Source organism: Nocardioides sp. (genome assembly GCF_050246775.1).
Lineage (GTDB): Bacteria > Actinomycetota > Actinomycetes > Propionibacteriales > Nocardioidaceae > Nocardioides.
On record NZ_JBFWVK010000010.1, the window covers coordinates 29,059 to 48,438 of the forward strand.

The 19,380-nt window shown below is 64.0% G+C and carries 17 protein-coding genes; 11 read left to right on the top strand and 6 right to left on the bottom strand.

What is annotated here, in order from left to right:
• Positions 1-23: 23 nt before the first annotated feature.
• The 4 genes from AB7I40_RS23120 to AB7I40_RS23135 form a co-directional block, all read right to left on the bottom strand.
• Positions 24-533, bottom strand: coding sequence for a hypothetical protein (locus AB7I40_RS23120; RefSeq protein WP_428347416.1), 510 nt, complete (start codon positions 531-533; stop codon positions 24-26).
• Between the two features lie 139 nt (positions 534-672).
• Positions 673-1,131, bottom strand: a complete 459-nt coding sequence (locus AB7I40_RS23125; protein WP_428347417.1) for a hypothetical protein — start codon at positions 1,129-1,131, stop codon at positions 673-675.
• 106 nt (positions 1,132-1,237) lie between these two features.
• Entirely contained in the window at positions 1,238-2,242 is a 1,005-nt protein-coding gene (locus tag AB7I40_RS23130) for a GTP pyrophosphokinase (protein WP_428347418.1), read from the bottom strand.
• Between the two features lie 4 nt (positions 2,243-2,246).
• Complete coding sequence (locus AB7I40_RS23135; protein WP_428347419.1) at positions 2,247-3,281, bottom strand: nucleoid-associated protein; 1,035 nt, start codon at positions 3,279-3,281, stop codon at positions 2,247-2,249.
• Between the two features lie 920 nt (positions 3,282-4,201).
• Between AB7I40_RS23135 and AB7I40_RS23140 the strand changes: the two genes are divergently transcribed.
• On the top strand, positions 4,202-7,708 hold the full coding sequence (locus tag AB7I40_RS23140; protein WP_428347420.1) for an NACHT domain-containing protein: 3,507 nt from the start codon (positions 4,202-4,204) through the stop codon (positions 7,706-7,708).
• Between the two features lie 365 nt (positions 7,709-8,073).
• Here the strand turns inward: AB7I40_RS23140 and AB7I40_RS23145 are convergent, their stop codons facing one another.
• Both AB7I40_RS23145 and mobF read right to left on the bottom strand, forming a co-directional pair.
• Positions 8,074-8,418, bottom strand: coding sequence for a hypothetical protein (locus AB7I40_RS23145; RefSeq protein WP_428347421.1), 345 nt, complete (start codon positions 8,416-8,418; stop codon positions 8,074-8,076).
• A 131-nt stretch (positions 8,419-8,549) separates the two neighbouring features.
• Positions 8,550-12,092, bottom strand: a complete 3,543-nt coding sequence (gene mobF / locus AB7I40_RS23150; RefSeq protein WP_428347422.1) for a conjugative relaxase TrwC/TraI family protein — start codon at positions 12,090-12,092, stop codon at positions 8,550-8,552.
• Between the two features lie 319 nt (positions 12,093-12,411).
• On the opposite strand from mobF, the gene AB7I40_RS23155 reads away from it, so the two are divergent.
• The 10 genes from AB7I40_RS23155 to AB7I40_RS23200 all read left to right on the top strand — a co-directional run.
• On the top strand, positions 12,412-13,014 hold the full coding sequence (locus tag AB7I40_RS23155; RefSeq protein WP_428347423.1) for a hypothetical protein: 603 nt from the start codon (positions 12,412-12,414) through the stop codon (positions 13,012-13,014).
• The gene (locus tag AB7I40_RS23160) at positions 12,999-13,949 is read left to right on the top strand and encodes a hypothetical protein (protein ID WP_428347424.1); all 951 of its coding nucleotides are present in this window, start codon (positions 12,999-13,001) and stop codon (positions 13,947-13,949) included. The genes AB7I40_RS23155 and AB7I40_RS23160 overlap by 16 nt, the downstream gene beginning before the upstream one ends.
• A 28-nt stretch (positions 13,950-13,977) precedes the next feature.
• Complete coding sequence (locus tag AB7I40_RS23165) at positions 13,978-14,652, top strand: SAF domain-containing protein (RefSeq protein WP_428347425.1); 675 nt, start codon at positions 13,978-13,980, stop codon at positions 14,650-14,652.
• Between the two features lie 46 nt (positions 14,653-14,698).
• On the top strand, positions 14,699-15,421 hold the full coding sequence (locus tag AB7I40_RS23170; RefSeq protein ID WP_428347426.1) for a MinD/ParA family ATP-binding protein: 723 nt from the start codon (positions 14,699-14,701) through the stop codon (positions 15,419-15,421).
• A complete protein-coding gene (locus tag AB7I40_RS23175; protein WP_428347427.1) occupies positions 15,421-16,899 on the top strand; it encodes a CpaF family protein in 1,479 nt (492 codons plus the stop codon). Before AB7I40_RS23170 ends, AB7I40_RS23175 begins: the two co-directional genes overlap by 1 nt.
• Positions 16,900-17,045: 146 nt before the next feature.
• Positions 17,046-17,738, top strand: coding sequence for a type II secretion system F family protein (locus tag AB7I40_RS23180; protein WP_428347428.1), 693 nt, complete (start codon positions 17,046-17,048; stop codon positions 17,736-17,738).
• Entirely contained in the window at positions 17,735-18,640 is a 906-nt protein-coding gene (locus tag AB7I40_RS23185) for a type II secretion system F family protein (protein WP_428347429.1), read from the top strand. The genes AB7I40_RS23180 and AB7I40_RS23185 overlap by 4 nt, the downstream gene beginning before the upstream one ends.
• A 42-nt stretch (positions 18,641-18,682) precedes the next feature.
• The gene (locus AB7I40_RS23190) at positions 18,683-18,871 is read left to right on the top strand and encodes a hypothetical protein (protein WP_428347430.1); all 189 of its coding nucleotides are present in this window, start codon (positions 18,683-18,685) and stop codon (positions 18,869-18,871) included.
• Complete coding sequence (locus AB7I40_RS23195) at positions 18,840-19,259, top strand: TadE family protein (RefSeq protein ID WP_428347431.1); 420 nt, start codon at positions 18,840-18,842, stop codon at positions 19,257-19,259. The genes AB7I40_RS23190 and AB7I40_RS23195 overlap by 32 nt, the downstream gene beginning before the upstream one ends.
• The coding region (locus AB7I40_RS23200) for a TadE/TadG family type IV pilus assembly protein (RefSeq protein WP_428348141.1) at positions 19,256-19,380 on the top strand (125 nt) is incomplete at its 3' end. The genes AB7I40_RS23195 and AB7I40_RS23200, both read left to right, overlap by 4 nt.

The following is a 19,380-nucleotide window of genomic DNA, read 5'->3' on the forward strand; positions in this document are numbered from 1 at the left end:
AAGGGGTCCGTTGCCGGTCGCCCCTAGCGTCCAAGGAGGTGCGGATCGTTCGCAAAGGGCGGCTTTCCGTAGCGTCGACGGAAACCCTCGATCATCTTCTTCTCGACGTTGCGCGGAATGTCGGTGGGTGGCAGCACGAGATAGGCAACGAGCAGTTCGCTCGAGTCACTCAACTGCCAGATGAGTCGGCCTCCCCAGTGGCTACCGGTTGGCCTGGCGCCCATGGCCTGGTACTCGTTGAGCCGGTCAAGCAGTCGGTGGTGATCTGCCTTGCCGATGTAGACGACATTGGCCGCGGGCACCCAGTTGGCCGTGAGGGCATCACCGCCCAAGCTCGGGTCGCGCTTCTTGTGCGTCGCTCCAGTCGAGCGATCCAAGAAGCTCGGTTCCGACTGCGACCGTCGAAATAGGACATACACGCCCCCGGCCGATGCAGGAAGTTCTGTTTTGGGTGGTGGCCAGTCGGCCCATCGGATCCACCCGACAAAGCCTTTGTCCTCCAGCGACTTCTGGTCCCAATCGCTCCAGTCCATCTGCCCATCCAACTCGGCTCTGGCCGTCACTCCAAGTGAGCGGCCTGGTCGACTGGCGGCGGAGAGACGCGCCTAGCAATGAGGGTCGCGAATCCCTTGGAGCCTGCCCCGCCCCACTGGTTCGATAAAGGTTGGAAGCTCAATCAGGAAGCTGGCCGCGTCGAAGCGGCACTCGCCGCTGATGTGGCCCGGCGTCGTCGGTCCAACTGACGATCGCCTCGAAGCGCCGCGCGTGGCGTGAGAATGGCTCGTAGATCCAAGGAATCGGGTACCTGCCATCGGCGTCTAGAACGGCAAGCGGCAACTCGCCCGGGACCAGGTCGAGCAACGTCAGTGGATGGCCATCAGAGTCGCTCAGCCGCACGTCCACGTTGCGTGCCGCTGCCGGCCCTCGGTTTGTGAGGACCAGGTGGTAGCCCGCTTGGAACTCGCCACGTCCAGGGATCGTGACATGTGCTCGCACCCGGAGCCAGTGGAAGGCCACAGTCACGTCAGCGGCCCGGTCGGCAAGGACTTGCCGCCGGTGCTGGACTATCCACGTGTATCCGGACAGCCCGAGTGCCAGCCCGCCGATCACCACCCCAACCCAGTCGCTCATGCGGCGCAGTCTGGCCGACCCCGCACTTGGATGCCACCCTCGACAATTCGATGCGCTCAGCTCGCGACGACTCTGCGCGCCCAGTGCGCGTTGCGAGCCGGTCGGGTTATATCTCCACCTCGGCGCCCGTGTGTGCAGCAATTGGTCGTAGCCAAGCGTCGGGGAGCCCGGCATCGCGCCAGGCCGACACCAGGCTGTTAGGTCGACTGTCGAGGCTCTCTAGGAGTGCAACGCTCTCTGGTTGCGACCAGAGCACATAGTCAGTGACGAACGCCATCTGACTCTCCGGTCCGTACTCGGCGTAGAGCTGCGCGAGGACGTCGCGATTGTGGTCGACGTAGGCCGCCAGAGTCTCGGGGTAGGCGTCTCGCTCGGCCGGATCTATCGCAGCGAGAACCGCCTCCAGGCTGGTTCTAGTGAGATCGAGGTCGCCCTGATTCCTTTCGAATCGAGCGTACTGACCAACGACCGACTCCAAGACCCCAGGCTGACCGGCGTGAACGGCGGGAGCAAGGGCGGCCTGCTTGTCCATCACTCGATCCACCTCCTCGTCGAACAGCTCGACCAGTGCGGCGAGCCTCATGATTGCCCGCTCGTCTTCCCTGGATAATTGAGCCTTGGTCTTGTACATCAACCTATGCGATACCACCGACCACGCATCCTGAGCGACCGTGCGGAGTTGCAGCTCGCACGGGATTGGCTCCTGGTCACCCTCTTCGGGTGGCGCCCACAGATCCAGGTGTAGTCCCGAGTAGCCGAGTGTCTCAGTCCCGAGCTCGAGTCGCTTGTCGGTGACGGTCGCAATGTCGAGGCGACCCGAGCCTTCGATGAGTTGGTGAATTCGGTCGACGTCGCTGGCACGCTCGACCAGTGCCCGGACTCCGACCTTGTCTGTGACCTCCCCCCAGGGGTCGCTATAACCCTTCTGGATCGCCTTGGTGCGGTAGCTGCTCAGATCTTTCACGCGATGGGTCAGCCGTGGCGCAATTCCGCCCGCCCCGAGGATGTCACGAAGCTCTTCGATCACGGCTTCGGCAGCACGCTCGAACCGCGGTCGTGCGTCGGAGAAGCGTCGGAGCGCCTTCTCAATCGGGTCGCCAGCTGGGCTCATCCGATCACGACTGCTTGAACTGGCCGGTGCCTGAAGTCTTCTCGATTGTGTCGTGAATCGTGATCGTGCTAACGCCAAGCTGGTCGTCTTCGATCCTCACTGTTCCGTCCTTCATACGTTCGGGCGGTGCAATGACAATGGTGCCGGTGGCGGTATCGATGCGGACGTTGTTCAACTTGGCCTTGACGAACTCGAGCGACTTGGGGAGTTCGCTTGCGGGCAGTACCTGTCGGGCCGTGGCAACGAAGTCATCTCGGTCACCCGCGTCGAGGTGCTTGGTCGCGAATCCCGAAACTGAAAGACCCGTCGTTTGACTCTGGAGTTCGGATATGAGCCCGACCTGGTAACGGGCGCGCTTCTCTGGATCTCCAACGGTGTCAATCCAGGACTGGACAGTGTCGTAGAACCGCTCGGTCACTAACTCGGGCCGCTCTCGCCATACGCATCCTAAATAGGACTCGCGGAAATAGCGTGCAACATGATGTGCCTGCGCTTGGCGATCGACGACCAGCCCCTGCAACGCTGCTTCGGGGTCCGCGGTTATTGGAAAGTATCCGATCTTGAAGACTCGGGAGCCTGTAGTGAAGAACAGGTCATCCAAGAACTGCATGGTGTAAATCATGTTTCCTTGCGCGTCCCGTTCGCGCGTGGCTTGTGCGCCGCGCTCGTGCTCGAGTTTGGCGAGCACGAAGACTCGTTGCCCATCCGCGCGGGCGTCGGCCACCATGAGCAGTCCCTCTGGGCTTTGCGCCGGTTGACTGTGCTGCAGCGTTCGGGCCAGCTCTCGTGAGCACGTCAGCAAGTCGTGCTTCGATGTCCAGAAACCGCGCACTAGATCTCCGGTGCCGGACAGCCCCGTCTCTTCGACGATCTGACGGCCGTGCTTGAGGGCGGTTCGGACCTGCTCCTGAAGGAATCCCCTGATCCGGTCCGAAAGATCCGAAGCCCCGTCGCTGAGATCTGGCTCCGTTGCCTCTCCGCGAATTGTCTTGTTGATGCCGTGCAGGATGACTGTCTCGATGTGTAGTGCCGTGACCATTCTGACCCCCCGTCAAGAGCGAAGCGCTACCGGGATGTTAGCGGTCGGGCATCCAAAATGGTCCGACGCGTGGTCTCGCGACTCGTCGTGCGACCGGCTTATGCGTGCCATGTGTCCTGGGTGTGGGCACGCCCCGTCGCACTAGCCATCCGCGCATCGAGACACCGCCGCTTCCACGCCGGAAGGGATACACCACCTCAGCCACTTACCCCAGCCTAATCGCAGCCAGGCACGCCCGCCTGGCACGCTTGACAGATTGTCGACGGCGACGCGGACGCACCCCCGGCGATCCCATCGTCTTTGGCGCTCATCCCACTCAGAAGGACGCCGGCCTGCGCCGCGCGCGCAGCGCGGCATCGTCGGATGAGGGTCAGCGGACCCGTACTTCATCGGCGTGGGCATTGCCTGCGTACGTATCGATGCACGGCGAAGGTGCCACAAAGAGGCGCCGTCAAAGCGGCCGCTCAGCATCCGCGTCCAGCTAGAGGCGAAGTGAGGCGGCGCAGGCGGGTGGGACTACCGCGCGGCGTTGCTGATCGACCGCGTCACAGAATGCTGGCCCGCTGAAGTGATTCACCACGGACACAGGGACGCCCGTCGCATGCTCAAGAGTGTCTCGAGGTGCTCTTCATGCACCAGCGAGTGTAGGTCCCCGCCGCAGGCATTGACGTGAGTGGCTGAGGAAAGTGTCGACAAGGATGGAATGCGTCATCCCAAAAGTGCATAGACTCAGTCCAGCCAATGCGGAGGGGCGGACCTTGGAGCGAAGCGTTGAGTTGAACCTCGATGACTTGCGTGTAGAGGCCGCAGACCTTGCACCCCCGCCAACTAGGTCGCCCAGGCGACTGCCGTTCGACGCCTTGAGCCCTAGCGAGTTCGAGTGGGTCGTAGCTCTCCTGCTGAGCCAGTCCCGTAGTCCTGTGCTACATCTCTACGGCCGGTCGGGACAGGCGCAAGGCGGTCTCGACATCTACGAGGAGACGACGCAGGGTCAGTCAATCGCCTACCAGGCAAAACGATACCGCAACCTTTCGGTCCCTCAGATCGAAGAAGCGGTCCAGTTGTACGCGACTCAACTGGAGTCGCCAAGCACGTCTGAACTGCCCGCGGCGGATGCCTTCGTCTTGGTCACATCGGCTCCAATTGACAGCGATGCTAGGAAGGTCGATGCAATCGTCCGCCTGCGGCAGAAGTACCGCGGCCGCTTCGATTTCTCAGTCTGGGGTCAGGAAACTCTCTCCCTAAAGCTCCGCTCAATGCCGCTTGTGGTTGAGGCTGGCTTCGGTGCCGCTTGGGCGGCACAGTTCTGCGGCCAAGGAGCCGCTCGAAAGTCACGAAACCAGTCACAAAAGGCTCAGCGATTCGACCGGGCCGTTCGAGATCTCGTCGCGGTTCAGTTCGCGCGCGACAACGAAATTCGTTTCCGTCAGGTTGATCTGAGCGGGGTCACCGTAGACAGCATGTTCATTGACGTTCCGGTCAAGGCATCCGAGCGTTCGGCAGCACATCTCCTGGTTGCCGAGCTGAGCCCTCCCAAGCCGCGGGCGCCAGGAGGCCGACCACGCTCGGTCGGGGCTGCGCAATTGCTGCTTCATCCGAAGTGGACTGGCAACGCAGTCGTCGTCGGGGGACCCGGCCAAGGCAAGACGACCCTTCTGCAATATGTCACACAGTTCTATCGGGCGCGACTCCTGCAGAAGCCTGAGTACCTGGCCTCCACTGCAGACTTAATACACGTCACCGTCATCAAGCGGACTCCAATCAAGATCGACTTGCCGGAATTCGCAGAATGGCGGCGCTCCAACAAGCAAACTCATGGACAAGACGGAGCCAAAGGAAGGCAGCGACGTCGAGGCACTCTTGAATTCTACCTATGCGAGATCATCGCTGAGCAGTCACAAACCGATTTCACCGTCGAAGACCTCGCGCACTTCCTAGCCAGAACGCCCCTTATGCTGGCGCTGGACAGCCTTGACGAGGTAGCCAACGCACGAATGCGTGAGATCGTTTCAGACGAGATCCGTGAAGCGGCTGCAAGATTTATGGCTGCTGGAGTCGACGTTCAAATCATAGTCGCATCACGGCCAGGCTTGGTGGGACGGCCGCTCTGGAGAGATTCCGAATTTCAGACGCTACTTCTGCAGCAACTCACGCCGCCGCTGCGGATGAAGTACCTCGAGCGCTGGACGAGCCAGACCAGACTCGACGCTCGAGAGGTGCGCGAACTACGCGAGACATTCACGAAGAGTATCACTGTCCCCCACGTTGCGGAGTTAGCTGGAAACCCCATGCAACTGGCGATCCTCTTGCATCTAATGCAACGACGCACGGTCCTGCCGCAGAAGCGCACCGCCTTGTACGAGAGATACATCGACATTTTTTTCGATCGCGAAGCGAAGTTCGCGATCGTATCGGAGAACCGCGAGACATTAGTCGCCTTTCACAAACTCTTGGCATGGCGAATTCACACAGCGGTCGAGCGGGGAGAGTCAACGGGTGCCGTCAAGTTGAGGGACCTCAAGCAGGTGCTTTCGGAGTACCTTCTGCCGCGAGGACTTGATTCGGCTTTCGTTGAGGAACTGTTCGCGTCGGTTACGGACCGCGTGCTATGTCTGGTGCAGCGCGAAATGGACTCGGACGAGTTCGCTTTCGAAGTACAACCCCTGCGCGAATTCTTCGCGGCGCAGCACATCTATGATCAGGCGCCATCCAACACTCCTAACAACACGAGAGGTGCCTGTATTGGCGCATTGGCAACCCGACCTTATTGGCAAAACGTTCTTCGCTTCTTGGCCGGCAATCTTGTGTCGGGGGAGGTGCCGGGCATACCGTACGCTTTGCGCCAGATCCTGGAGGATCAAAAGTTTGGTTACCACCCGCTGCCACGTGACATCGCGAAGCTGCTCCTCGACGACTTGGTTTTCTCCGGCCAGATCGAGATTGCAGTCGGTGACGTAGTCGACCTGATTCTGCGTGGTCAGGGCGTGTACTTCGTAAGTGACGGGCTTCTTACTTCTGCAAGAGACGGTCTACGGTTTGGTGACCCGAGGGCTGCGAAGTTGGCTGCGACCAACCTCCGGGCGAGAGCGAGCGCGGCGGATAACGTAGCCGAATTGGTATGCATCGCGGCGATATTGAACGGGATGGGCGCGCCCGGTCTGACCGAGGTTTGGCGAGCGAGGCGCGACGTCACAGACTTCTCGTTGTGGGCGAGGGGTGCCATCGCACTGGACGACGCTCCCTCGTTGCTGGAGGCGCCGGATTTGGAAAACAGGCTCGTAGATCTGGATGACGGGCGATTGGCAGCGATGCTGGTGGAGACCATCAACCTGCGGTGTCATCGCCGCGACCTTGAGGCTCGAGTCCTACATGAAGTTATGACGGGCGAGGTCGATGCGTTCGTGTCAGGGGCAGTAGCCGATAGTCACAACCTGTTGAGCCTCGCAAGTAGGGATGCCCTGGGGCTTCGCCAACCGCGCGCGTCGTCTGACGCCAGCTGCGCGATTCACTCGACCTATGAGGCCCACCAAGAAACGCGTTTGCTCAAGGTGCGCCGACAGCTTTGCGACTACGCCTTAACACTCGACAGCAGGACGACTAACGACTCCCACCTCGACTTGCCGGAGTATGCCGCGGTGTGGGGTGAGGATTGTTGGCCGTTGCGGAGCCAGATTCTGTCCGTAGCGATTGTCCGTGAGCGGCCGGTCTCACAGAATGGTCGCATCCGTCGAGGTAGCAGCACGACAGAGCTGAGTCGATGGTTCGCCGAGGCGCGTGCCTACGGCGGAGAGCTCCAATGGTGGGTGCTGGAGGCCGAACACATAGCGAACGACGATTCGTTGAGTGCGATGACCTATGTCTGCTCTGCATTCAGCTTTGCGACCAACAGCGTCCTTAGGTGGAATCAACGTAGTCTCGAACGAAGCCTTGCCGTGCTATCAGATGGTCAATTTGCAACAATCGCAAATGTCATCCGCAGGGTAAGTCGGGAGTCACCTTTGGCGCGCGACCTGAACGTGACAATCACCGTGAACGCTGGTTCGTCACCCTCGCGGTTGGCAGTGTTGCTATGGATTGCTGGGAACACAAGGACCCGGGATCACGTCGGCGCGCATATGACCTCAAACTTGGTCGCCTTTTGGCCTTACGATGGGGCAATCCGACAAGCGCTCTTAGAGTTTCTGGCATCAACACGGGATGTCCTTCCGGTTGAACTTTTTCGAGACTCCCGGGGCAGCGTGCCGGACGGAACCCTTTCAACAAGGAATGTTGCAAAGCTTCTGATGGGAGAAGCAGAGGAGATCCTTAGAAGGCCGGACGAGTGGCCGGCCGATCTGACACGCCTAGCGGCCGAAAGGATCGGTACTCGTCTCGCGGGCCAGGCGCCGGTGTCGGAGATCGCGGCGAGCAATGGGTGGGGCATTTAGTACGGTTGACTGCAGAGGCAAAGACTTGCGGCCTCTGCGCCATAGCGAATTGCGCTTTACACGTAGATCTGATGTCGCCCAACGGCTCGTCAGTGTGTGCTGACGAGCAGGGCGTGCCGGAGCGACCAAACGTCCTGCCTCTCTTCATGAACCGATATACGCGTTCGCGCCTGCTAGCTGCCCACGAAGATGTTCCGGGTCGGAAGGACCGGTTCGGTAACGACGTGGCGGCGGCGTTGCTACACCCAAGGGGTGGCGTCCAAGCGGGCGTGTCGAATGCATCAGCAGACAGCGATCTTTGGTGGAGGTGGGGGGACACGCTCATTCTGGGCGGAAGGCCGCAGTTGGGTTTTCTCATCGACCGCTCAGGAGCTCGGGAAAATCTCGCTCGACATCAGGTCCATCTGGTCGTGAAATGCCCGACGACGCACGAGCAGGCACGGACTGAGCAGAGCCAGTCCAGCGAACTTGATGGCATTCCAGATACAGGTCAGCACAACCAGGTTGACCCAGCCGGGCCCACCGCTCTCGAGGAGGGTGGTCGCCATGCTGGCAAGGAACACATAGATGGGGACGAGCGCGAGGGAGGTGGGCAGTGCCCAGTTCAGGCCCCGCGGGGTTCGGAGCACCGAAATCAATCTATTGGTTGGCGCTGCGCGCAGAAGGTTGTGGATCGTGGCGGCGAGGCGAACCGAAAGCGTGAACAGCATGAGAAATCCCTTCGGTCGGCAGCGGCGGGTGGGCTGCCTGTGCCCCATCCGTAACCGCTGGTAGCACTTGGCCGCGCAAATCGTGGAGATCCTGTGGAAGACCCGGACAGAACTGGGTCTGTGGCAGATCGCTAGCGAATCGCAGCGCCTTCGATGTTCGCCGCTGGGCAGCGGGCATCGCCTTCTGACGCTTGGCGAGACATTGCCTCAGCTCGGCGGATCGCGAGCTTGGCGAGGGCGGCTTCATGTCGCTGGGTGTCAGTTGCAGGGACCGGTCCGAGCGGGGTCTGGGCATCGATTCCGTATCTGTCTCGGTAGGCGGCGACAGCTCGGAGGGTTCCCGTCCAGCGATCCCGAACGTTCGGGTCCGTGGGCAGCTCGCCGAGGGATCGGATCCATGGCTCGGCCTTGCGGATGGCTTCCGCAGCTAGTGCCGTTGCTCGGGCTTCGATGAGTTGGTGGCGCTCGGTCAGCGCGGTGCGTAGTTCGTCACCCATGGCGCCACTGGCGATAGGGATGAGTCCGGCTATGAGCCTCGGTTCAGGCCGGTTCCTTCCGCGTCTCGGCTGTGTGGTTGCGTGCCGGAGGCGGCTGCGGAGCACCGCGCCGATGTCCTGGGCATCGTCGAGCGGTCGGCTCGCGACCAACTTCGGAAGTACCGCCTCAACCTGGTGGTGGTACGCCTCGGCGCGGCGCAGTTCCGCCGTCAGCGGACCGAACGAGTCGGACTCGATCACCGATTCGGCCTGATCGGGGGTCAGGCCGGAGCCCCTGATGAGTGTGGCCCAGCGGTCGTGTTGGGCCTTGCCTGCGATGGTCTCGTACTCGGCGGCAAGTTGCGCGATGGAGGACCAGCGTTCCTGCTCGGCCTCAATGATCTGGTGAGCGGAGAGTTCGGCGCCGGAGTGCTGAAGCACTCCGTACAAGACGGTGCTTGCGGTCGTGTCCTCTGGGTTTGGTGCGGCGTGACTGTCGTCGGGCTTGTCCAGGGCGACGTAGGCGATGTTGGAGTCTCGGCCGCGGGTCATGGAGACGTAGAGGTTCTCTCTCGTCGTGGACCCCGAGACGACGACGTGGGCGGTGTCGACGGTGAGGCCTTGGGCCCTGTGAGCGGTGACCGCGTAGCCGAGGTCGACGTTCTTGGCGACGTACTCGGGTGGGAGCACGACGGCCGCGGCCCAGCGGTGACTCTGCCGTCGGACAGCGATCGAGCCATCAGTGCGGACGTCGATGACGATCCACCGGTCTCCGTTGCGAACCCATCCACCGCGGACCGAGCGCAGGCGACGATCGTTTCGGCGGGTGATGACCAGGTCGCCGACCGATGCACTGGTGCTATCAGCGAGATGGGCCTCACGGCCGGGATCGGTGTTGCCATCGAGGAGGCGTTCGGCTCGGGCACGGGCGTTGAGGTCGTGCACCGCCTGGGCCGCTTCGGCCACGAGGACACTCTTGAGTCCGGCCCGGGTGTCGGCGCGCCAGGCGGCGTACGCGGCGTCGATCATCTCCTCGGTGTTGCCGTCGCGTAGCCGGTGGTGTCGTGCGTAGGTGCCAATGGCCTCGACCCGTCCGTGGCGCAGGTCGAGCGAGGCGGCCTTCTCCCACTGGTGGGTGAAACGATGGATCTCGGCGAGTTCGGGAACGTCGTCACGGGCCTCGGCGAGCATCGCGAAGGCCCCACCCGCATCCACCGACTGGAGTTGTGCCCAGTCACCGACCAACAACACCTTCGCGCTGGCTTCCGCAGCGAGCCCGGTCAGGCGGTCGAGGGTCCGTGTACCCGCCAGGGTCGCCTCGTCGATGATCACGAGTTGATTGCGTCGGAACGCGACATTTCCTCGGTCGTGCTCGTGCAACCACTTGGCCGTGTTGTCACACGCGACGCCGAGATCGCCACCGAGTACTTGGGCGGCTGCCGCCGATGGTGCGAGTCCAACGACGCTCCCCTTCCCGTACTCCCCCGTCCAGGCGCAGAGCAGTGCTCGCATCGCCGTGGTCTTGCCAGCCCCAGCCGGACCTACCAGGAGGTCGATCTGGCGACCCGAGCCGACGATGCTTTCGAGGGCAGTCACCTGCTCCCGACTCAGGGCCTGGCGCTCGGCCTGACGGGTGGCGCCGTGCTCGACCGCTGCGAGCTCGACGGTCGATGCGTCGCGATCCTCGGCACGAGCGAGAAGCCGGTCCTCGGCGGCAAGGATGTCGGCTGACGAATAGACAGTCGAGTGCTTCGGTCGGAAGCAACTGGTGCCATCTGAGCGACGGAAGGTCATTGGGCAGGTGGCCAACTCAGGTGGCGTCAGGGTGAGCGATTCCCGCTCGGCGGCTTCGACGATGATCGCGGTCACGGCCTCGCGGTCCTCAACGGTGGCGAAACGCCAGCCCATCGTCTGTCGCACGGCTTCGGCCCAGAGGTTCCAGTGGCGCCAGGTCGATCGCTTCTCGCTGACCCGCGCGACGACGACTGCGCCGACCTCGGCCATCAGATCAATCGGGATATGGCCCGCCTGGAGCACAGACGGCACAGTTCCCGTCGTGAGGCCGCCTGCCCATTCGGTGGGGTCGGCGCCGAGCAATCTCCCGGCGCGCTGACGCCAGTCGGCGGTCAGGTCGGCCAGGGACCTGACCTGCTTCTCCGGCCGCGTAGCCAGCGTGGCCTGAGAGCGTAGACGGATGACGGTCGCCCGCGACGGCCTGCGGCCATACCGGTCGACGTACTCCGTGATCAGGCGCTCTTTCTCGATTTCGATGGCACGGGTGCGGCTGGAGAACTCAGCGATCAGGTCGTCGCTGACGCCCGTGATCTCCCATAGGGGGTTGCGGTCCTCAGCTCGCAGCCGTCGCTCCCAGCCGAGCCCGAAGGTGCCGGTAAGCCGATCTGCGAGTACGGCGTTGTAGTGCTCGGAGAGGGCGACCACCGCGGCATGCATCGGGCGCCCGTCAAGGGCCCGCCACTTGCCGTCACCGAGGGTCTTGACCTTGTTGGAGATCACTACGTGGGTGTGCAGCTGCGGGTCACCGGCCCGAGAGTCCCAGTGGTCATAAGCGGTTGCCGCGATCCCCAAGACGTCGACCTGGGCAACCGCGCCATCGCCAGTGGCGGTGCCGCGACGGGTGGCCGCGACCTCTCGCTCTATGAAGTCGACAACGTGCTCGACGGCCGCATGGTGCGCCTCCACGATCATTGCCTGCGTGCCCGCGTCCGCAACGCCCCACAACACCGAAACCGACTTCGGCACGCTGAAGGTGAAGTCGTAGCCGGCGACCGCCGTACGGCCGCCCGATTCGGATTCCTCAGCCTCGATCTTCGTGACTTGGGCTTCACGTTCTTCGGCGCTCAGGGTCGGCTCGAGCTCCGCGACCCGTTCGCCAATGCGATCCTGAACCGACTTGTACTGCGCATAGGCCTTGCCGAGATTGTCACCGGTGATCGGGTCCCGGCCCATGCCCAAGAGCAGTGCGAGTTGCGACTCAGTGACTTCGGCCCCTGGGGTGATCTGACCGTTGCCGAAGGCCAGGACGCCGGTGCCCATCCAGCGGCCCGGCGGTGTGCCTGCCTCGGCGTAGTAACGCGTCAGCGGCGTCGACAACGACCGATTCCCGTCCCCGGCAGCGACGCTGCGCAAGAGATACTGATAGCCCTTGCCAGCGGACATCACCCGCATCGCAACTGTCACCGGATCACCCCTTCACGACGACGAGGTGCGCGGTTCTCACCGAACCCCCCTCGCACTGCAAGACGTGTCAGGCCAACAAGCCTCTGGGGTCCATAGGCCTCGATCGGGGCGGTCTATCCACAGGGGGAGACCTCAGCGCACCTTCCGAATGCAGAAGTGAACGAAGTTAGTCGTTGCGTTCACAGCGCTTGAAGTGGAATAAAGGACGGGACGGGGGCCAGCTGGTCAGCCAGCAGTCATCGTCTACGTCCTTCACGAGATCGGCTCGCGAAGGAAGGTAGGTGCTCGGGCAATGACGATTTCTCGAAGAGTACGAGCGGTGGCGACCGCAGCACTGCTGCTGGCCGGCGTGACTGCGTGCACCAACTCTGACGGTGGTGAGCCGTCTCCCACACCGTCGGCCGCGTCGACATCGACTTCGCCCACGACCTCGACCACAACCACGGCGCCGCCGTCCGACTCGGAGATCGCATCGCAGGCGGCCTCCGATCTTGTGCGGTCGTACTACGCCGTGCGTGATCAGTTGCGGCAGAGCCCCAAGATTCCATTGAACAATTTGAAGGTGGTAGCGACGAGCAGCGAACTGTCCGCGCTACAGAAGTTGCTTAAGCGCGAGCGCCAGCAGGGGTTGCATCAGACTGGAGACACCCAGATCGCTGAGTTGATGGTTCAGACCGTCAGCCTCGACAACGCGGATCCCCAGGGCGGGGATGTGCCGACCGTCCAGGTCGATGTCTGCTACGACGTAAGCGACGCTGACCTTCTCGACAAGAGCGGCAAGTCGGTCGTGAATGCGGACCGAGCTGAGACGGGTTGGATTCGGTACTCGGTCGCGAACTACGAGTGGGACACCGATCCGTCCGGCGCCTGGCGCGTCGCGTCAAGCCAGAACATTGAGCGGACGCCATGCGCCGCCTCCTGACCTACGGCTTTCTCCTTAGTCTCGTATCGGCGGGTCTGCTGTTCGTCGCCACAGGAACGTCGCACGCCGACACGGTTTGCCAGGTGACGGATCCACTGACCGGAGAGTGTTTCATCTGGGTCGAGGTTCCCGGCAACCCCGGCGATCCCGGTGACGACGGACCGGAAGACACCGGGTCTGGGAAGGCCTGTTACTGGGATCCAGGAAAGCAGGGACTGAGCAGACCTCCGGCTGGGCCGGTCCCGTGCACCTCGGAGTACGGCTATTGGTCGAACAACTACAACTGCTACATCTCCGCGGCCGACCCTCAGCCGCCTGCCGGTGATCCGAGTTGGCAGGGGCATGAGCCAGGTGACGGCGCGGTGTACGTCTGCTTTCAGCCGCAGACTGACATCGACATCCGGATCTGGTCTCAGGATCCTCCCCCGGGCGCTGACACTGGGCCGACACCTCGCGAGGTCGCGCAGATGGCGATCAGTCAGATGAACTTGCGGGCGATTGACATTGGGATCACACCGGAGCCCGGGGCCGACGACGTCGGGATCGTCGGCATGCCGGTCTGGCTATGGGTCAAGAATCCGGACAGCCATAGCTACGGGCCGATCACCGAGTCCGCCTCTGCTGGCGGGATCACCGTGACAGCCACCGCGCGGGTCGAGGACATCACCTGGGACATGGGCGACGGCTCCCAGGTCACCTGCAGGAGCGCCGGGACGCCGTACGAACCGAGTTACGGACGGCAGGCCTCTCCGGACTGTGGGCACACCTATCTGAAGTCGAGCTCAACGGAGTCGGGCGGGAAGTACACGGTGACGGCGGCATCGGACTGGGTCATCACCTGGATAGGCGCCGGACAGACCGGGACCATCCGACTCAACGGGCTACAACGCTCCGTCCAGGTGGCCGTCGGAGAAGCGCAGGTACTCGTGCAATAGCGGGGTAGCGACATGAAAGGCAACCAGGATGAGTAGTACGGCCACACGAGCGGGCAGCACCCTCGACCACGAGTCGACGTCCGCCGCAACTGCCCTTGTGCCTCCTCCGAAGCTGAGGCGTCGGCCGGCCCTGGTTGCCGCCGCGATTGTGGCGATCTGCCTCGGAGCCCTGCTCGCAGGATGGGCCTGGACGGCGACGACCAACACTGAGGAAGTTCTCGCGGCCCGGCACAACATCGAGCGAGGCGCCGTAATCGAGGCAAGCGATCTGGTGCGGGTCCGGCTCACCGCCGACCCGGCACTGAATCCGATGCCGGCGTCGGACTTTGCCACGGTCGTCGGTCAGCGTGCCGCACTCGACATCGCCAGCGGTGGTTTGGTCACGCCGGACTCGATCTCGGCGGCGGTGATCCCCACTGAAGGAAGCTCCATCGTCGGAGTGGCCCTGACTCCGGCACAGGCCCCGGGAGTCGCACTGCAGAGCGGAGACCACGTGCGCGTCATCGTGACCCCGGCACAGGGCGAGAAGCCGGCAGCGGGGGCACCCGCGTTCAGCGAAGCGGAGGTTGTCGGCGTCCACGTCGTTGACGAGTCCGGCCAACTCGTCGTCGACCTGCTGGTCCCTCACGTTGATGCCGCCGGTCTGGCTGGGCGCGTTGCCACGGGTAACGTTGCCATCGTCCTGGACTCGCGGGAGCGCTGACCTTATGGCCGTCATCGCGCTCGCTTCTGCTTCCGGATCCCCCGGAGTGACAACAACGGCACTCGGGCTCGCACTCCTGTGGCCGCGACCGGTCCTGCTCATCGAAGCAGATCCGACGGGCGGCTCCGGGCTGCTAGCAGGCTACTTTCGTGGCACCCGCGAGTACGACGCTGGGCTGATCGAACTGGCCCTCGCCACAGGCAGCATCCCGGATGCGCTGGCAGATGTCGCCCAACCGATCGAGGGATCACAGGTCTCATTTGTTGCCGGAACCCGCTCGCACACCCAGGCGGCCGCTTTGCGAGATCTGTGGCAACCGCTGTCCGAGACACTGGCGGAGCTCGAGGCCACCGGCCAAGACGTCATCGTCGACGCCGGGCGACTCGGTCTCACCGGGTCAGCCGAGCCCCTGCTCGCCGGCGCGGACCTGACTTTGCTGGTCACCCGGGCGACCCTTCCTGCTCTCGCGGCCGCCCGCTCGTGGGCAGACTCGCTTCAGAGTGGAGCGTTCGACTGGCACCAGTCAGGCGTGCTCCTGGTCGACGAAGGCACGCCGTACAGCCAACGCGAGGTCGCGAGCGTCCTCGACCTTCCCGTGATCGCAACCATCGCCGAGGACGCGGAGGCGGCAGCCGTCTTCCATCGCGGGGCGGCGCCTCCGCGTCGCTTCGAGACCGGGCCGTTGGCACGCAGCCTTCACGCCGCGATCGCAGCGATCCACTCGACTATCGCCAGGCGTCGCACGGACCTGTTAGAAGGGGCGCGGTGATGTCCAGCGAACGGGTCGACGAGCTTGCCCACCTCCCCTTGTTCAGCCAACCACTCCCCCAGCACAACGGGCACCACGCAGTTCCCCAGCGTGGCCGCATCCTGTCCTCTCTCAACGGCGCTGGCTCAGACGGCGCCTCGTCGACGGCTGAGGTGGACTGGTCACTGGTCGCGGCCATTCGCGCCCAGGCGTCCGAGCAACTGAGCCACGCAGTGGCCGCTGACCGCCGACTCGACCGTGCCGCGCAGGAGGAGCTCGGTCGGGCGATCGTGCTGGACCTGATCGAGTCGACACTTGCGGACAGGGCCAACACCGGCAGCGCGCCGTGGCCCGTGACCGAGCAGGATGCTCTCGCGCGGGCGGTGTTCGACTCGCTGTTCCGGCTCGGGCGGTTGCAGCCGCTGGTGGATGACGACCGGGTCGAGAACATCATCATCACCGGTCACGACAATGTGCTCCTCGAGCTCATCGACGGTTCCCTGGTTGAGGCGCCGGCGGTCGCGGACTCCGACGAGGAGCTGATCGACTTCCTAGTCTTCCTCGCTTCTCGCAGTGAAGTTAACGCCCGCGGATTCTCCGAAGCCCAACCACGCCTCCACCTGCGTCTCGACGGCGGCTCACGCCTGGCGGCAGCCGCCTGGGTCACCCCTCGCCCGTCCGTCGTGATTCGACGTCACCGGCTGATGGAGATCACCCTCGACGAGCTCGTGGATCGGCGCATGCTCACGCCTGTGGCCGCCTCTTTTCTGAGTGCTGCCGTGCACGCCCGCAAGAGCATCGTCGTGTCCGGAAGCCAGGGAGCCGGCAAGACCACCCTGGTTCGCGCCCTCTGCTCCGAGATCGACCCCCTTGAGGCGATCGGGACTTTCGAGACCGAGTACGAGCTGCATCTGCACGAGTTGCGTGACCGGCACCGGGTCGTCCATGCGTGGGAGGCCCGCCCGGGATCCGGTGAACGCGGCGCCGATGGACGCCAGGCTGGCGAGTTCACCCTCGATGAGGCCTTGGTGGACTCCTTCCGCTTCAATCTGTCGCGCCAGATCGTGGGCGAGGTCAGGGGCAAGGAGATCTGGGCGATGATCAAGGCGATGGAGTCGGGGACCGGCTCCATCTCGACCACCCACGCCTCTGATGCTGTCGCGGCCATCCGCAAACTCGTGACCTGCGCGATGGAGGCCGGACCGCACGTCACCCACGCCTTGGCGACGAGCAAGCTGGCCTCGACGATCGATCTGATCGTGCACCTGGACATGCGCACCACCACGGTCGACGGGTGCTCGCGGCGTCATCGGCAGGTCGCCGAGATCATCGCCATCGCGCCGGGTGAGCGAGAGACCGGATACGCGACTACCCACGTGTTCGCACCGGACGTCGAGGGGAACGCCTCTCCCGCTGTCCTTCCCGACGAGTACCGCGGTCTCGCCGCAGACGGCTTCGACCTGGCCGGCTACCTCGACCAGCTGGAGGTGCGGTCGTGATCGTGCTGATCCCCGCTCTCGGCGGCGCCCTCCTGGTCGCCGGATGCATTTGCCTGGTGGTAGGACTGCATCCGACCCAGACACTGCCAGCTCGCCCTCGGGCGAGGCGGGTTCTGCGTCTGTCGCGACGCACACGCATCCTTGTCGTGGCCGGCCTCGGTGCTGGAGTCGTTGCCTGGCTGGTCACCGGCTGGGTATTGGCTCTGGTGGTTGTACCCACGGCCTGTGTCGGGTTGCCCACGCTGCTGTCATCGTCTTCCGCAGCCGTGCGGATCGAGCGGCTCGAGGCGATGGAGGAATGGACTCGCTCGTTGGCCGGCGTCCTCACTGTGGGAGTCGGGTTGGAGCAGGCCCTGGTCGCAACGCTGAGATCGACGCCGGCTCCGATCGCTCCGGAGGTGACCCGGCTGGTGGCGCGGTTGCGTTCCCGGTGGGTCACTGAGGACGCCCTGCGTGCCTTCGCCGACGAACTCGACGACGCCACCGGCGACCTCGTGGCCGCCAACCTCATCCTCGGTGCCCGCCGGCGAGGCGCCGGACTCGCCAGTGTGCTGGAGGGTCTCGCGGAAGCCGTTGCGGCCGATGTTCGTTCTCGTCGTCAGGTCGAGGCTGACCGGGCCAAACCGCGAGCGACCGCGCGTTGGGTCACGCTGATCAGCGTCGGCGTGCTCGTCGTGCTCGCGATCTCCGGAAGCTACGTCGAGCCGTACCGCACTCCCCTCGGACAGGCCATCCTGATCGTTCTGCTCTCGGCGTACGTCGCAACGCTGATCTGGATGCGACAGATGGCAGTGGGGCGCAACCTCCCAAGAATCCTCAGCACCAGGGGTGCCGCGTGACGACCGGGCTGCAGCTCGCGCTGGCCGGTGGAGCACTGGTCGGGCTCGGCCTGGTGCTCCTCGTCGTACGCATGATGCCGGCCGAGCCCGACCTGGCCGAAGCACTCGGACGGCTGACCCCCTCCAGAGGCCGGGCAAACATGGCGGGCTTGGCGTCCTCGTCGCACGGCAAGGAGCGCATCGGTGTGTGGGCGATCAAGGCGCTCCCACCATCGGTATGGGTGCGCACCCCGACCCGCGAACTGGCCCTGCTGCGCATCCCCCTGGCCCGGTTCTATGGCGACAAGATCGTCTTCGCCTTCCTCGGCCTGTTCATCCCGCCCTTGCTCGCGTTCTTCTTCGACCTCATCGGACTAGGGTTCCCGTCCGCTGTTCCCGCCGTCGCGTCATTGGGACTGGCGGTCGTGATGTTCTTCCTGCCCAACTACAACGTTGTCGACGACGCACGGAAGGCGCGCCTCGAGTTCACCCGAGCTCTCGGCGCCTACATCGACCTCGTCGCGTTGGAGCGCAACAACGGCTCCGGCGTACGCCAGGCGATGGAAGCCGCCGCCGACGTCGGCGAATCCTGGGTCTTCACCCGCCTCAGCGAGGAGCTGGCCCGCTCCCGCTGGTCCGGCCAGGCCCCGTGGGACGCGCTCCACACCCTGTCGGAGGAACTCGGGCTGCCAGAACTCGACGACTTCGCGGACATCATGCGTCTCTCCGGCGAGGAGGGCGTCAGCGTCTACGCCAGTCTTCGTGCCCGCTCATCAGCCATGCGCACCGCAATGCTCAACGACGAGCTCGCTGAAGCCAATGCCATCGGCGAACGCATGAGCATCCCCGGCTCCCTGCTCGGTGTCATCTTCATGGCTCTGCTCGTCGCCCCATCCCTGCTGCGGATGTTCAGCAACACCTGACCCTCAACGACCCCCATGGAAGGGACCCACGAAAGGAACCTGATGAATCAACTCCTCACATTCCTCCTCGCGCTCAGCCTGCGGCTGGACGTTCGACGGCTGCGACGCGACGAACGCGGCTCAGTCACGACGGAGCACGTCCTGTGGGCGGTGGCGGTCATTGCCATCGTCGGGATCGTGGTCGCGGCGGTGAAGGCATATGTCACAAGCCAAGCCGGCAACATCAAGTAGCCGCCGCGCCTCGCCCCGGGGTGAACGTGGCTCGGTCTCGATCGAGCTCGTCATCCTGCTGCCCACCCTGTTCGCGGTGATGTTCCTGGGCATGCAGGCCGCCCTGTTCTACCACGCCAGAACCGTGGCCATCGCGGCAGCGCAAGAGGGCGCCCGCGCCGCTGGAGGTGAGAACGGCCAGGAGTCCGACGGCATCAGAGCAGCCACCGCGTTCATCACCGACGCAGGTGGCGACGACGTCCTGCCCGGTGCCAGGACCTCGGCGATCCGGACCGCGACCACCGCAACCGTGGTCGTCGAAGGACACAGTCTGAGCGTCATCCCGGGCTGGACACCGGTGATCCTCCAGAGCGCCAGCGCGCCCGTTGAGAGACTCACCAGCCCATGACCATTCACGACCAACGTGGGTCGGCCTCGATCGAGGCCACGATCGGTCTGCCCGCGTTCGTGCTGTTCGTCGGGCTGATCATCTTCGGAGGGCGGACCTCCGTAGCCCACCAAGCGGTCGA

What these genes read in the sequence shown, in the direction of transcription:
- AB7I40_RS23175 (WP_428347427.1), top strand. Translation starts at nt 15,421, where the DNA reads ATGTCCAGCGAACGGGTCGACGAGCTTGCCCACCTCCCCTTGTTCAGC.
- AB7I40_RS23135 (WP_428347419.1), bottom strand. Translation starts at nt 3,281, where the DNA reads ATGGTCACGGCACTACACATCGAGACAGTCATCCTGCACGGCATCAAC.
- AB7I40_RS23165 (WP_428347425.1), top strand. Translation starts at nt 13,978, where the DNA reads ATGAGTAGTACGGCCACACGAGCGGGCAGCACCCTCGACCACGAGTCG.
- AB7I40_RS23145 (WP_428347421.1), bottom strand. Translation starts at nt 8,418, where the DNA reads ATGCTGTTCACGCTTTCGGTTCGCCTCGCCGCCACGATCCACAACCTT.
- AB7I40_RS23130 (WP_428347418.1), bottom strand. Translation starts at nt 2,242, where the DNA reads ATGAGCCCAGCTGGCGACCCGATTGAGAAGGCGCTCCGACGCTTCTCC.
- AB7I40_RS23190 (WP_428347430.1), top strand. Translation starts at nt 18,683, where the DNA reads ATGAATCAACTCCTCACATTCCTCCTCGCGCTCAGCCTGCGGCTGGAC.
- AB7I40_RS23120 (WP_428347416.1), bottom strand. Translation starts at nt 533, where the DNA reads ATGGACTGGAGCGATTGGGACCAGAAGTCGCTGGAGGACAAAGGCTTT.
- AB7I40_RS23195 (WP_428347431.1), top strand. Translation starts at nt 18,840, where the DNA reads ATGTCACAAGCCAAGCCGGCAACATCAAGTAGCCGCCGCGCCTCGCCC.
- AB7I40_RS23125 (WP_428347417.1), bottom strand. Translation starts at nt 1,131, where the DNA reads ATGAGCGACTGGGTTGGGGTGGTGATCGGCGGGCTGGCACTCGGGCTG.
- AB7I40_RS23160 (WP_428347424.1), top strand. Translation starts at nt 12,999, where the DNA reads ATGCGCCGCCTCCTGACCTACGGCTTTCTCCTTAGTCTCGTATCGGCG.